The following is a 14,317-nucleotide window of genomic DNA, read 5'->3' on the forward strand; positions in this document are numbered from 1 at the left end:
GGAGCAAATAAAGAACATTTATTCCATTCGAGAGAGAGGACTTTAAAGTCCTTTCTTTTGAAAAAATATCTTTATCTTTTCCCTAAAGTTGCATTAATTAGTTGAATCTAGTAAACATAAATTTTAACAAATTGTAAAAGGGTGATATTCATCCTTTTTCTTTTTTTAAGTCAAAAAAAAATGAAATGGATTGCTAGGTTTTCCTTTTTTAACTTATTTAGTCTTATTTTTGTTCGGATAAAGGCATTAATCTTTAAAAAAATAAATTTTGGGTACTACTGAAAATTCTGAATCATCATCGGTAAAAGCAAATTTTTTTTCTAGAGCGAATTTAAAATTTAACATTCATAACTTAAGTTATCTTCCTAGGTGGGTAATCGTTATGATGGATTTCTCCGTTTTACTCATCTCCTTTTTCTTTACTATTCTGATTTTTAGAGGCACTGGATTGGATTATATTATTACTCCTTATACCGTCCGATTTATCGTAGCTTTTTTTGGAATAAATATTTTCTTTTTCTGGTTGTTTAGAACCTATTCCGGAATTATCAGACACTCGTCCTATATTGATGCGATTAAGCTTTTGTTTTCACAAATGGCTGTTCTGGTGATTTTTCTTTTTTTTAACTTTTCATACGAATTGTTCTATGGTGAAAAAGCCTTTTTAAACACTGCATTTTTTATTAATATAGTGCTTTCTTTTTGTGGTCTGTTTTTGTATCGTGTGATAATTAAACAAACTTTCGAACGGTATTTTTCAGAAATTGGAAAAGAGAAATTAATACGGACTATCATTTATGGTACGGATGCCAATGCCATATCCGTAGCCAATGCCTTAAAATTTGAAACGCCTTCCCGTTTTAAAATCGTTGGATTTGTGGATAAAAACAGCCAAAATGCAACCAAAAGAATGTTGGATCTGCCTATTTTAATTAAAAAGAAAAAATTACCGCCTCTTATGCGCTCCGTAAATGCTCAGGCAGTAATTATTGCAGATAAAAGCATGTCTAAGGAAGAACAGTTGACCATTGTAGATCAGTGTTTAGAATTCAATTATAGTGTGTTTACAGTGCCTCTTATTTCCGATTGGCAAAATCAAAAAGAGATTTCCCAAAAAGTAAAGAGCATCCAAATTGAAGATTTACTGGAGAGAAAACCTATTGTATTAGACAATAAATCGATATCTAAGCAGTTGAAGGATAAAACTGTCCTGATTACCGGTGCTGCAGGGTCTATTGGAAGCGAAATTGTACGTCAGGTATTAAGTTTCAACCCTAAAACAATAATTATTTTGGATCAGGCTGAAACTCCCTTGCACCATATGTGTTTAGAAATGCAAAACACAGGTTCTAATTCAAAAATATATGCTGTAATTGCTGATGTAAGAAATAAAAGCGCCATGAATATGGTTTTTAAAACTCATCTTCCCCAAGTGGTTTATCATGCAGCTGCCTATAAACACGTGCCATTGATGGAAGAGAATCCCTCACAAGCTATACTTACCAATATAGAGGGAACTAAGAATCTGGCCGATTTGTCCTGTTTGTATAAGGTCAAGAAATTCGTAATGGTCTCTACTGATAAAGCAGTAAACCCCAGTAATGTAATGGGTGCCAGTAAAAGAATAGCCGAAAAGTATGTGCAATCATTGCAATTAAAAAGTCAAAACGAAGGAGAGAACATTGTTACGAAATTCATCACCACCCGTTTTGGAAATGTTTTAGGTTCTAATGGATCTGTAGTGCCTTTGTTTACCAAGCAAATCGCTGCAGGCGGACCGGTTACCATTACGCATCCTGATATTATTAGGTATTTTATGACGATACCCGAAGCCTGTCAGTTGGTTTTGGAGGCAGGGGCGATGGGTAATGGAGGGGAGATTTATATTTTTGACATGGGAAAACCGGTTAAGATTATTGATTTGGCCAAAAAGATGATCAAGCTGGCCGGATTTATCCCGGATAAAGATATTAAGATACAAATAGTTGGTTTAAGGCCAGGGGAGAAATTATATGAAGAATTGCTCAATGATACTTCAAAAACATTAGCCACCCATCACGAAAAAATTATGATTGCACAGGAAATTCAAGATGAATTTGAGACCCTGCATGCCGATATTGACGAACTGATAGAAAAAGCGAACTTCTTTGGTAATGACGATATCGTAATGCAAATGAAAAAAATTGTACCTGAATTTATAAGTATGAATTCCACTTTTCAACTATTGGATAAGTAATAAAAAAAAGGATTGAATAAAAAAAGTCTGCAAAGAATTTGTTCTCTGCGGACTTTTTTTTTTTAAATGGAACGCATCCCTGGAACGTCACTTCGAGTGTTTTTGACTTGAATGTATTATTTGAAAATACGAATTTGTTCCGTCAAAATGTAACGAGAAGTATTGGTAGCAAAATGGTTCTCGATACATTTTTTAAAGCTAAATCTGTCGCTTATTTAGGAATAGTATCTCAGCTTTTAAAGTCGAACTGACTAATACGAGGTCTGAAAGATTTGAAAAAAAAAAAATTATTATAACTTGAAGAACTGATTGTTAGCTATTGCTTCTTTTAACGGTACCAAGTCTTTTATTTTTACTTTTTGTTCAAAAGAAGCAATGTGATTGTCATGATGTACATCAGAACCTACATAGGTGTACATTCCTTTTTTTAGTAATTGCTCGGCTATATTTGTGATTTCAGCGCCATAATAACCAACTACCGACAATAAATTCAATTGAAATAGACAACCTGCTCTTTTTAGTTTTTCATATTCACTGAAATTATTATGATAAAAGAGATAACGCTCCGGATGGGCTAACACAGGAATATAGCCAGCCACCTGTAGATCAAAAAGGATAGAATACAATTGGATAGGCGCGTTGATATAGGACATTTCGACTAATACGTAATTGTCTTTCAGTGTTAATAATTCGTGTGATTGGAAAAGTTGCACAAACTGATCGTCCATTAAGTACTCGGCAGCAGCGTTGAAGGGAATAGTGATTTTATTTTTTTCTAATTCAAGAACAATTGTTTCTTTCTTGGACAGGATTTGATCGTGCGTGTTGTCCCAAACATATTGAATAATATGAGGCGTAGTAATAAACTGGCAAACCCCAAAACCCTGAAGAGCTTGTGTAAGTCGTAAAGTGTCTTCAAAAGTTCTTGCTCCGTCATCAATACCCGGCAAAAGATGGGAATGAATATCGATATGACTATCAGGAATTAGATCTTTAAGGACGGGTTTTGATTTGAATAGTGTAAACATGAGGCAAAGGTAGAGAAAAGTAATTAGTATTCAGTGATTAGCAGGGGGACGGCATAGAAACTGTCTGGAAATATCTAGTGTGAAATCGTATTACAGCAAAAATTTAAAAACCCCAAAACTAGATGAGTTTTGGGGTTTACTTTTTAATGAATGTCCTTTTTCATCAATATGTTATATTGATTACAGTACAAAAGAAACCAACTGAATTATAAACTTTTAGCAGTTTTTGTTTTTTCTGTTTTTACTTCTTCATTATTTTTTAAATATTTTTCCAAAAACTGGTCTTGTTCCCAAAGTAAATGCAAAATATTTTCTTTTGCCACATAACTATGCGCTTCTTTTGGTAAAATTACCATTCTGGCTGGAGCTCCCAATCCTTTCAAAGCTTGAAAATAACGTTCGGTTTGCAAGGTGAACGTTCCCGGATTATTATCGGCTTCACCGTGTACTAAAAGCATTGGCGTTTTCATTTTATCCGCATTCATGAATGGCGACATTGTGTTATACACTTCAGGAGTTTCCCAGTAGTTACGTTGTTCTGTCTGAAAACCAAAAGGAGTCAAGGTTCTGTTATAGGCACCGCTTCTGGCAATTCCACAGGCAAAAAGATTAGAGTGTGTCAATAAATTTGCCGTCATAAAAGCGCCATACGAGTGACCACCAACAGCTACTTTTTTTCTGTTGATGTACCCCAAAGCATCTACAGCATTAATCGCTGCTTCTGCATTGTCTACTAATTGCGTCATGAAATTATCATTTGGTTCTGTTGTTCCTTCCCCAATAATTGGAAAAGCAGCGTCATCCAGTACGACATATCCTTTGGTTACCCAATACACGAAGGAACCATAATTAGGAAACGTGAATTCATTTTGGTTTTGTGTGCTTTGTCCTGCTGAATTTTTGTCTTTGTATTCTGCCGGATACGCCCAAATCAACAATGGCATTTTCTCTTTTTTAGCTTTGTCATAACCCAAGGGTAAATACAAAGTTCCTGATAATTCCAGGCCATCTTTACGTTTGTACTTAATCACTTCTTTGCTGACATTTTTGATGCTTTCAAAAGGATTTTTGAATGCGGTAATCGGAGTCAGTTCGTTCTTTTGTTTTATGTTTCTAAGATAATAATTCGGATATTCGTTTTTAGATTGGATTTGTACCAAAACCGTTCCTTTTTTGAAATCTTCAATTTCCAACACATCCTCTTTCTTATCGGTATACGCCGAAGTGTAAAGTCGTTTTGATTGTAAAGTTTCCAAATTATACTCCGCTATAAAAGGGAATTGTCCGTTTTTAGTGTATCCGTTTCCAATAAGGAATGCATTGTCATTTTCTATCGCCAGAACATATCTATTGTATTGGTTTTTTCTGGTTTCAAAGTTCCCGGGATCGGAATAAACATCCTGAGAGTTTCTGTCGAAAATTACTTTAGGAGCCTGACTTGGATTCGATGGATTGATTAAATATGTTTTGGTATTACGCGTATCGTACCATTCATCTGAAACAATAGCGATATTGTCATTTCCCCAAATCATTCGCTCGAAGCGCTGCGGCGTTTTTACCAATGAAGTCGGTGCTGCGTCAAAAGGCGCGTTCCAAAGAAAAACTTCGTCTCTGAATTCCACTTTGTTAGCAGGATCTCCACCGTCTAGAGCTTCAGTATAAACTAAGGTGGCAGGTTTGTCTGTTCTCCAGCTCATGTTTCTTTTTCCTTTTCTAACGGCCATGAAACCCTTTGGAATGATTTCAGTTAAAGGGACTTCGTTTACTGTTTTTACTTCGGTACCAGCTTTGTCGTAAATAACCGATTTTAAAGGGAAACGACTCAACGGAACAATGTATGAAAACGGTTTTTGAATAGTGTTCAGCATTAAAAAATTGCCGTCAGGAGAGAAACTTTCTCCGGCATACATGTCGGCTTTTTTGAATAAAGTGATGTTTCCGCTGAGGTTCACCTTGTACAATTCAGAGGTCATGATGTTTTCAAAATTGATTTCGTCATTTTTGTTTTTCAACATGTCTGGATAGGTTCTGTTTTGAGATTTGGCACCGTCAGCATTAGATATAATCGGACCGGCTGGCAAATCTTTTTTGGCATCCAAAAGTTCGGCTCTGTTTTTTGGCAGCATTTTTACCAAAATAGTCTCGTTGTCATTGAACCAACTGAACGGATTGCCTAGATTAGCGTTTACGTTAGCCTCTGTTAGTTTAGTGGCTTTCGCCGAATCAACATCCAGTACCCAAAGTTGTACTCCCGTATTTGTAGAATGAGAGAATGAAATTTTCTTGTCATTTGGTGACCAAGATATATTGCTGATACGAGGGTTTTCAGGCAATCCCGAAACTTGTACTTCGTCTGTTCCTTTTATTTTTCGTAATTTGATGTTCGTGATATAGGTAACGGTGCTTGAAATATTCGTCACCGGATTGATACGCAAACCACCTAATCGCAATTCTTCCTGGTTTAAATCATCTAAAGTTTTATAAGTATTTCTATAGCTTAAGAGCATGTATTCTTTTTTGGTATCCATGGATACCGAAGGAGCTCTTTCATAATCTGCTAAATCTAAAATGGATTTAGATGGTTTTTGGTAGCTCAAATTTTCTTGTGCCAATGCGGTTAAGCCAAGACCAAGAAACAATAATAAGGTAACTTGTAATTTCATAAGTTGAAATGTTATCGATTAATAGAAATGTTATTGTTCTGATTTGTCTGAAATAATTGAATATTGTTACATACAAAAACGAATATTTGTTGGAATTGAAACTTGCTAGCCCCGATGGTAGCGGCATCCTTTTATTATCGTTTTTTAACGAGAATGAAAGATATAGCGTACAGCGGGAAATAGCTTCTGAAAAATATAATTGCATATTCCTAAAAAAGTAGTAATTTGTGGCCTGATGTTTTAAAGAATATTTAAATTTGCATCCTTGATTATAATAAAATAACAAAATATGTACCATTCAAAAATAGCAGGATTAGGATTTTATGTTCCTTCAAATGTGGTCACTAACGATGATTTGTCGAAAATAATTGACACCAACGATGAATGGATTCAGGAAAGAACAGGAATTCAAGAGAGAAGACACATAATAAGAGGTGAGGACACGACCACATCGATGGGAGTGAAAGCGGCAGAAATTGCCATTGAGCGCTCCGGAGTTGCCAAAGAAGATATTGATTTTGTAGTTTTTGCGACCTTAAGTCCGGATTATTATTTTCCTGGACCAGGAGTTTTAGTGCAACGTGATTTAGGTTTAAGAACCGTTGGCGCATTAGATGTCAGAAATCAATGTTCGGGTTTTATATATGCTTTATCAGTGGCAGATCAATATATTAAAACGGGAATGTATAAAAATGTTTTGGTTATTGGATCCGAAGTGCATTCGACAGGACTGGATATGACTTCTCGTGGTAGAGGCGTTTCGGTAATTTTTGGTGATGGAGCAGGAGCCGCGGTTTTGAGCAGAGAAGAAGATTTGACGAAAGGAATTTTGTCTACGCATTTGCATTCAGAAGGGCAACATGCCGAGGAATTAGCACTAGTTGCTCCTGGAATGGGAGCGCGTTGGGTTACCGATATTATTGCTGATAATGATCCGGATGATGAAAGCTATTACCCATATATGAATGGACAATTTGTGTTTAAAAATGCAGTAGTTCGTTTTGCGGAAGTAATAAATGAAGGTTTACAAGCGAATAATTTACAAGTTTCAGACATTGATATGTTGATTCCGCATCAGGCCAATTTAAGAATTTCTCAATTTATTCAGAAGAAATTTGGATTGACGGATGACCAAGTTTATAATAACATTCAGAAATATGGTAATACAACAGCCGCTTCTATTCCTATTGCTTTGACGGAAGCTTGGGAACAAGGAAAAATTAAATCAGGAGATACAGTGGTTTTGGCTGCTTTTGGTAGTGGATTCACTTGGGGAAGTGCTATTATAAAATGGTAGTATAACTTCATCTTATATTTTGAAGTAAAAAACCCGGAGTTGGCAAACTCCGGGTTTTTCTTAGTAACAAATAATTTAAAGAAGCCCACCACTACCTTGGGTTTCATTTTTGTCACGTTATTTTCTTTTAATGGCTTTGTTTTTACCACTACCAAAACGGTAATTGAATCCTATTTATGCTGTTTGACTTTCCCAGTTAAATTGTCCATTTGATTTGTAAGGTCTGTCGCCATTCGATAATGTTTGTTACTTTTCTTTTCGATTGCTTTTCCATAATACTGCCGAGGTTTTCCTGACTTGTAAGCTGGACCGAATTTTACACTTTCATAGAAAGCATGGTTCCAAATACGCACACTAAAATTAATTTGAGATTTGAGATTGTTTTTTTTTATTAAAATTGATTGATGATACTTGCTGTTTTAAAAGTTACCTAATAGACTCTTAAGTGGATATATTGTTACAAGTTTTTCTAAAATAAATAACGGAACTTTAATCAATAAATAGTTTAGCAGGATATTTTGGATGGGAAATTATATTGTTTTCCAATTTTCAAATCGATGCAATATGACTATATTTGCAACCTTAAAATAAACACATAAAATGACATTATCACAAATTCTTACGCCATCGATTGAAAAAGCGGTTCAAGCCTTATTTGGCATTGCTATTGACAAAGTAGAATTTCAAACTACTCGGAGAGAATTTGAAGGAGATATCACTATGGTTATTTTTCCTTTATTGAAGGTTGTAAAAAGTAATCCGGTAGAATTAGGAAATAAAATCGGGAACTATTTATTAGAAAATGTAACTGAAGTAAGTCGTTTTAATGTCGTTTCAGGATTTTTAAATATTGTTATTTCTGACGAATATTATATCAATTTCTTTAATGAAATTAAGGATGATGCCAAATATGGTTTCGTTACTCCATCCCCAGACGATAAAGCGGTAATGGTTGAATATTCTTCGCCAAACACAAACAAACCATTGCATTTAGGTCACGTTCGTAATAATCTTTTGGGTTATTCCGTAGCAGAGATTATCAAAGCTTCCGGTAAAAAAGTATACAAAACACAAATCATAAACGATCGAGGAATTCATATTTGCAAATCGATGTTGGCTTGGCAGAAATTTGGCAACGGACAAACTCCGGAAAGTTCAGGTTTAAAAGGAGATAAATTAGTCGGGAATTACTATGTGGCTTTTGATAAAGCATACAAACAAGAGATTGCTCAACTGATGAGCGATGGAAAAACAGAAGAAGAGGCCAAGAAACAAGCGCCAATAATTCTGGAAGCCCAAGAAATGCTATTAAAATGGGAAGCCGGTGATGAAGAAGTGATTTCGCTTTGGAAAACCATGAACCAATGGGTTTATAATGGTTTTGCCATTACCTATAAAAATTTGGGAGTTGACTTTGATTGTTATTATTACGAAAGCAATACCTATTTATTAGGTAAAGACGTAGTTCAGATTGGTTTAGAAAAAGGAGTATTCGAAAAAGATCCTGATGGTTCTGTTTGGATTGATTTGACTGATGAAGGATTGGATCGTAAAATCGTGCTTCGTTCTGATGGAACTGCGGTTTATATGACGCAGGATATAGGAACAGCAATACAACGTGTGAAAGATTATCCAGATGTTGGCGGAATGGTTTACACGGTGGGTAACGAACAGGATTATCACTTCAAAGTATTGTTTTTAATTCTAAAAAAACTCGGTTTTGACTGGTCTAAAAACCTATTCCATTTATCGTACGGAATGGTGGATTTGCCTACGGGAAAAATGAAAAGCCGTGAAGGAACGGTTGTTGATGCAGATGATTTGATGCAGGAAATGACGGATACCGCTCAAAAAATTGCTGAAGATTTAGGAAAATTAGACACCTATTCTACAGAAGAAAAAGCTAAATTATACAATACTATTGGTCTTGGTGCTTTGAAATATTATATTTTGAAAGTGGATCCTAAAAAACGAATCCTTTTTAATCCGGAAGAATCAGTTGATTTTGCTGGAAATACAGGGCCGTTTATCCAATATACCTACGCCAGAATTCAATCTATAATTCGAAAAGCAAATTTCGATTTTTCTAATAAAGCAGAGATAGTGACCCTTCATGAAAAGGAAAAAGAATTGTTGAAACAACTCGAGTTATTTCCAGAAGTCATACAAAATGCTGCTCAAAATCACAGCCCTGCATTGTTAGCAAATTATACGTATGATTTAGTGCGCGAATACAATTCATTTTACCAAGCGGTTCCTATTTTAGGATCAGATGTGGTAAATGAAAAAATATTCAGAGTACAACTTTCTAAAAAAGTTGCTGATACTATCGCAGCTTCATTTAAACTACTAGGTATTGGTGTACCCGAAAGAATGTAATAATGGCATGCCTTTTGCGTTATGAATTAATTAACAATTTAAAAATACCATTATGAAAAAAATTTCAATTTTAGCTTTGCTTGCGCTTATAATAAGTTCTTGTACAAATGATTCCACTTCAGGAGGGAATGTAACATTGAAGGCTTCTGCAGTTTCCTCAACAGGTAAGACCTCTTTAACGGCACGAACTACAGCAACTTCTACAGTAATTATAACCGACTTTAAAATTAATATTGGGAAGATCAAATTTGAAACCGATATGGAAGATGCAATGTACAGTACGGATCCAAAGCATGATGATGTTAAACTTAATGGGCCTTTTTTATTGGACTTGCTTGATCCTAACTTAACCTTAAGTCCTTTTATTACTTCTGTAAATGTTCCGAATGCTAGATATGAAGAAATCGAATTTAAGTTCGAAAAATCAACTTTAGTAGGTGAAATGAATGGTAAGGCTTATTTGATTAAAGGAACTATTAATGGGAAACCATTTATTATCTGGAGCGACAAGGATGCGGAACATGAATTGGATTTTGAAGACCATAACAAAGATTTCACTATCAATGGTAATGATATATCTTTAAACATTAAAATACATCTTGATACTTTAATGGCGAGATTAACTACTTTGGCAAACCAAGGTCTATTGTTAGATACCGATGGAGATGGAGTTATCGAAATTAGTACTGGCAGTGATGATAGTCACAATGATATTGGGGAGTTGATAAAAGATTTACTAAAGGATGAAACAGATTTAGACGATAAGGATTAACCTTCAGGTTAATTGATTTCATAATAAAAGAGGCTATCTTAAAAAGACAGCCTCTTTTTATGTATAATACTATTTAAACTTCAAAATCAAATGCTTAAATTTGCACCTTAATTAAAGAGAAAAAAAATTATGTTCGATAATTTAAGCGATAAATTAGACAAAGCTTTCCATATACTAAAAGGTCACGGAAAAATAACAGAAGTAAATGTTGCCGAAACTTTGAAAGAAGTTCGTAGAGCTTTACTTGATGCCGATGTCAACTTTAAAATTGCCAAAGATTTTACCACTAAAGTAAAAGAAAAAGCAATTGGACAGGACGTATTAACTACGCTTCAGCCAGGACAATTATTGGTAAAGTTGGTCAAAGATGAACTTACGGAATTGATGGGTGGCGATGTTGCGGGAATAAACCTTTCCGGAAATCCAACTGTTATTTTAATGGCGGGTTTACAAGGATCTGGGAAAACAACATTTTCCGGGAAATTAGCGAATTATCTACAAACAAAAAAGAATAAAAAACCGCTTTTGGTGGCTTGTGATATTTATCGTCCGGCTGCAATTCAGCAATTATACGTTGTTGGAGATTCGATAGGTGTTGAGGTTTACTCAGAACCTGAAAATAAAAATCCTGTTGAGATTGCACAAAACGCCATCAAACACGCAAAAGCAAATGGCTTTAATGTAGTGATTGTCGATACGGCTGGTCGTTTGGCTGTCGACAAAGAAATGATGGATGAGATCGCTAAAGTTCATAAAGCGATTGAACCACAAGAAACTTTATTTGTAGTTGATGCAATGACAGGTCAAGATGCGGTAAATACTGCTAAAGCTTTCAACGATATCTTAAATTTTGATGGGGTTATTTTAACCAAATTAGATGGTGATACTCGTGGTGGAGCTGCTATTTCGATTAAATCAGTAGTAAACAAACCTATAAAATTTGTTGGTACCGGTGAAAAAATGGATGCCATTGATGTGTTTTATCCTATTCGTATGGCAGAACGTATCCTTGGAATGGGAGATGTTGTGTCTTTGGTAGAAAGAGCGCAAGAGCAATTTGACGAAGAAGAAGCACGAAAAATCCAAAAGAAAATTGCCAAAAACGAATTTGGTTTTGATGATTTCTTATCTCAAATTCAGCAAGTAAAGAAAATGGGTAATATGAAGGATTTGGTAGGAATGATACCAGGTGCTTCAAAAGCGATGAAAGATGTAGAAATTGAGGATGATGCTTTCAAACATATTGAAGCGATTATTCACTCAATGACTCCAGCAGAGAGAAGTAAACCAGCGATTATTGATGTTAAAAGAAAAGCCAGAATATCAAAAGGTTCGGGAACCAAAATAGAGCAAGTTAATCAGCTGATGAAACAGTTTGAGCAGATGAGCAAAATGATGAAAATGATGCAAGGACCAGGAGGAAAAAACCTCATGAAGATGATGGGCGGAATGCCAGGTGGTATGCCAGGAATGAGATAATTATTAGTTATAGGTTTAAAAGTTCAAGTTCTTGAAATTTTAAACCTTTACTTTTTATATACAACAACACACTACTATTCAGTTAGAAGTTTTTTGTTTTTCGATTCCAAGGAAAACTTTAAGCATTAAACTTTTTAACTTTAAACTAAATTAAAATGCAACTACTAGACGGGAAAAAAACGGCGGAAGATATTAAAAGTGAAATCGCTGCAGAAGTACAAAAGATCAAAAATAAGGGGGAGAAAGTGCCTCATTTAGCAGCAGTTATTGTAGGTAACGATGGAGCGAGCTTAACTTACGTGGGAAGTAAGGTAAAAGCATGTGAACGAGTAGGTTTTGAATCGACTTTAGTAAAAATGCCGAGCACTACATCAGAAACGGAATTGCTAAAAAAAATAAAAGAATTGAATGAAGATCCTAATATTGATGGATTCATTGTTCAGTTGCCGCTTCCAGAACAGATCGATGAACAAAAGGTATTAATGGCTGTTGATCCAAGTAAAGATGTTGACGGTTTTCATCCTGAGAATTTTGGAAAAATGGCATTAGACATGAGTACTTTTATTCCGGCGACTCCTTTTGGAATTCTGGAATTATTAGAAAGATATGGAGTAGAAACTAAAGGAAAGCATACCGTTGTAATTGGGCGTAGTCATATTGTGGGCCGACCGATGAGCATTTTGATGGGAAGAAAAGGTTTTCCTGGAAATTCAACAGTTACCCTGACACATAGTTACACTAAAAATATCGAAGAAATCACGATTCAGGCAGATATCATTATTACTGCTCTTGGTGTACCCAATTATCTAAAAGCTGATATGGTGAAGGATGGGGTAGTAGTTATAGATGTTGGTATTACCAGAGTTGCTGATGAAACAAATGCCAAAGGATATGTGATCACCGGTGACGTTGATTTTGAAAATGTGAGTAAAAAGGCCTCTTTTATTACCCCGGTTCCCGGAGGAGTTGGACCTATGACGATTGCCATGTTGTTGAAAAACACGCTTTTGGCTAGGGAAATGAAAATATTGAAATTAGAATAATAAAAACACTTAGCCTATTCATTCGAATAGGCTTTTTTTATATTTATGGGAAATACACAAGGAAAAGAATTTAAAACCATAGAGGAGTTTCTGGACTATCTAAGTGAAGAAGAACTGGAAATTGTTCTTTTTTTGCGTAAAATTATTTTGGAATGTATGCCAGATTGTAAAGAGAAATTGGCATACAATGTTCCTTTTTATTACCGCCATTCCCGAATTTGTTATATCTGGCCGGCTTCCGTTCCTTGGGGGAAAGTAGAAAAAGGAGTAGCAATTGGCTTCTGCAAAGACGCTTCATTTTTAGACGAAACTTTTGAAACTACAAAGTTTGTTACAAAACTGAATTTCAATTCTGTTAAAGAAATTGATGTCTCATTATTGAAACAGGAAATCTGTGAAGCAATTTTGGTAGATAACCAAATTGTTAAAGCGAGAAGAAGAAAAATTCAGTAAAATCAGTTTGCAATAGAAAACAATTAGGCGTAATATTCAAACACGAATTTCACTAAGTTGTACAAATTAATTCGTGTAAATTAGTGAAATTCGTGTTTTACTTTTAAATATTGCCGATTTTCTTTATGCTAATAATCTCCTCGTCCTTTAAACCTGGGATCATCTCTTTTGATGAATTCTGTTCTTCTTTTAGCAGGTTCCGCTTTAGGTAAACTTGCTTCTTCTGTTTTGCTCGAAGGTTCTATCAATTCGTTCAATTCTTTGATTTCGGCATCAGTCAAATCTCGGTATCTCCCAACAGGAATGTCCAGTGAAATATTGATGATTCTGATGCGTTTTAAAGCAGTGACATCTGAACCTAGGTATTCACACATTCTACGAATTTGGCGGTTTAGACCTTGTGTCAGAATGATTTTGAAAGTGTATTTGCTGATTTGTTCTACCTTACATTTTCGGGTAACGGTGTCTAAAATAGGAACTCCATTTCCCATTCTTTCGATAAAACGATCGGTTATAGGTTTGTTTACAGTTACGGTATATTCTTTTTCGTGATTATTTCTGGCGCGTAATATTTTATTAACGATATCGCCATCATTAGTCATGAAAATCAATCCTTCACTGGCTTTGTCTAATCGCCCAATCGGGAAAATACGCTTCGGATAATTGATGTAATCCACAATATTATTTCGAACGTCCAGATTAGTCGTACATTCTATTCCTACAGGTTTATAGAAAGCAAGATAAACAGGTTTCTCATTTTTCTCACGGATTAATTTGCCGTCAATACGCACTTCGTCATTTGGAGAAACTTTAGTTCCTAACTCGGGAACAATTCCATTGATAGTCACTCGACCTTCTTCAATGATCTTGTCTGCTTCACGACGGGAGCAGTACCCGGTTTCTCCTATGAATTTGTTAAGGCGTTTTAGATTTTCTTCCATACTGCAAAAGTAATACTAAATTGTTT

General features: G+C 35.2%; 10 protein-coding genes. 7 read left to right on the forward strand and 3 right to left on the reverse strand.

The genetic code is table 11. The annotated features are described in order from the left end of the window. The first annotated feature begins 268 nt into the window (after window positions 1-268). On the forward strand, window positions 269-2,236 hold the full coding sequence (locus ACFX5E_RS14180; RefSeq protein WP_379855815.1) for a polysaccharide biosynthesis protein: 1,968 nt from the start codon (window positions 269-271) through the stop codon (window positions 2,234-2,236). A 290-nt stretch (window positions 2,237-2,526) separates the two neighbouring features. On the opposite strand, the gene ACFX5E_RS14185 is transcribed toward ACFX5E_RS14180, so the two are convergent. Together ACFX5E_RS14185 and ACFX5E_RS14190 are read right to left on the reverse strand one after the other, a co-directional pair. Next, the gene (locus ACFX5E_RS14185; protein ID WP_379855816.1) at window positions 2,527-3,264 is read right to left on the reverse strand and encodes a tyrosine-protein phosphatase; all 738 of its coding nucleotides are present in this window, start codon (window positions 3,262-3,264) and stop codon (window positions 2,527-2,529) included. Between the two features lie 206 nt (window positions 3,265-3,470). After that, window positions 3,471-5,927 carry a S9 family peptidase gene (locus ACFX5E_RS14190; RefSeq protein WP_379855817.1) on the reverse strand — a complete coding sequence of 819 codons (2,457 nt, stop codon included), beginning with the start codon at window positions 5,925-5,927 and terminating at the stop codon, window positions 3,471-3,473. A 289-nt stretch (window positions 5,928-6,216) separates the two neighbouring features. Here ACFX5E_RS14190 and ACFX5E_RS14195 point away from each other — a divergent pair, with 289 nt between their 5' ends. The 6 genes from ACFX5E_RS14195 to ACFX5E_RS14220 all read left to right on the forward strand — a co-directional run bounded on the left by ACFX5E_RS14195 (window position 6,217) and on the right by ACFX5E_RS14220 (window position 13,350). Beyond that, a complete protein-coding gene (locus tag ACFX5E_RS14195) occupies window positions 6,217-7,224 on the forward strand; it encodes a 3-oxoacyl-ACP synthase III family protein (RefSeq protein WP_379855818.1) in 1,008 nt (335 codons plus the stop codon). Between the two features lie 600 nt (window positions 7,225-7,824). Then, window positions 7,825-9,603 (forward strand): arginine--tRNA ligase, encoded by a 1,779-nt coding sequence (gene argS, locus ACFX5E_RS14200; RefSeq protein WP_379855819.1) that lies wholly within the window; start codon window positions 7,825-7,827, stop codon window positions 9,601-9,603. Window positions 9,604-9,655: 52 nt separating this feature from the next. Then, a complete protein-coding gene (locus tag ACFX5E_RS14205; RefSeq protein ID WP_379855820.1) occupies window positions 9,656-10,375 on the forward strand; it encodes a hypothetical protein in 720 nt (239 codons plus the stop codon). 129 nt (window positions 10,376-10,504) lie between these two features. Then, window positions 10,505-11,854 carry a signal recognition particle protein gene (gene ffh / locus ACFX5E_RS14210; protein ID WP_073210079.1) on the forward strand — a complete coding sequence of 450 codons (1,350 nt, stop codon included), beginning with the start codon at window positions 10,505-10,507 and terminating at the stop codon, window positions 11,852-11,854. A gap of 155 nt (window positions 11,855-12,009) precedes the next feature. Further along, complete coding sequence (locus ACFX5E_RS14215) at window positions 12,010-12,897, forward strand: bifunctional 5,10-methylenetetrahydrofolate dehydrogenase/5,10-methenyltetrahydrofolate cyclohydrolase (protein WP_379855821.1); 888 nt, start codon at window positions 12,010-12,012, stop codon at window positions 12,895-12,897. A 45-nt stretch (window positions 12,898-12,942) separates the two neighbouring features. Next, entirely contained in the window at window positions 12,943-13,350 is a 408-nt protein-coding gene (locus tag ACFX5E_RS14220; RefSeq protein WP_379855822.1) for a DUF1801 domain-containing protein, read from the forward strand. Between the two features lie 128 nt (window positions 13,351-13,478). Here the strand turns inward: ACFX5E_RS14220 and rluF are convergent, their stop codons facing one another. After that, window positions 13,479-14,291, reverse strand: coding sequence for a 23S rRNA pseudouridine(2604) synthase RluF (rluF, locus tag ACFX5E_RS14225; RefSeq protein WP_379855823.1), 813 nt, complete (start codon window positions 14,289-14,291; stop codon window positions 13,479-13,481). Window positions 14,292-14,317 lie beyond the last annotated feature (26 nt).

The sequence above is a fragment of the Flavobacterium xylosi genome, assembly GCF_042787345.1.
GTDB lineage: Bacteria > Bacteroidota > Bacteroidia > Flavobacteriales > Flavobacteriaceae > Flavobacterium > Flavobacterium xylosi.

Bases quoted from the DNA above. Each gene is read 5' to 3' on its own strand.
- ACFX5E_RS14195 (WP_379855818.1), top strand. From the start codon at position 6,217: ATGTACCATTCAAAAATAGCAGGATTAGGATTTTATGTTCCTTCAAAT.
- ACFX5E_RS14220 (WP_379855822.1), top strand. From the start codon at position 12,943: ATGGGAAATACACAAGGAAAAGAATTTAAAACCATAGAGGAGTTTCTG.
- ACFX5E_RS14185 (WP_379855816.1), bottom strand. From the start codon at position 3,264: ATGTTTACACTATTCAAATCAAAACCCGTCCTTAAAGATCTAATTCCT.
- argS (WP_379855819.1), top strand. From the start codon at position 7,825: ATGACATTATCACAAATTCTTACGCCATCGATTGAAAAAGCGGTTCAA.
- ACFX5E_RS14190 (WP_379855817.1), bottom strand. From the start codon at position 5,927: ATGAAATTACAAGTTACCTTATTATTGTTTCTTGGTCTTGGCTTAACC.
- rluF (WP_379855823.1), bottom strand. From the start codon at position 14,291: ATGGAAGAAAATCTAAAACGCCTTAACAAATTCATAGGAGAAACCGGG.
- ffh (WP_073210079.1), top strand. From the start codon at position 10,505: ATGTTCGATAATTTAAGCGATAAATTAGACAAAGCTTTCCATATACTA.
- ACFX5E_RS14215 (WP_379855821.1), top strand. From the start codon at position 12,010: ATGCAACTACTAGACGGGAAAAAAACGGCGGAAGATATTAAAAGTGAA.
- ACFX5E_RS14205 (WP_379855820.1), top strand. From the start codon at position 9,656: ATGAAAAAAATTTCAATTTTAGCTTTGCTTGCGCTTATAATAAGTTCT.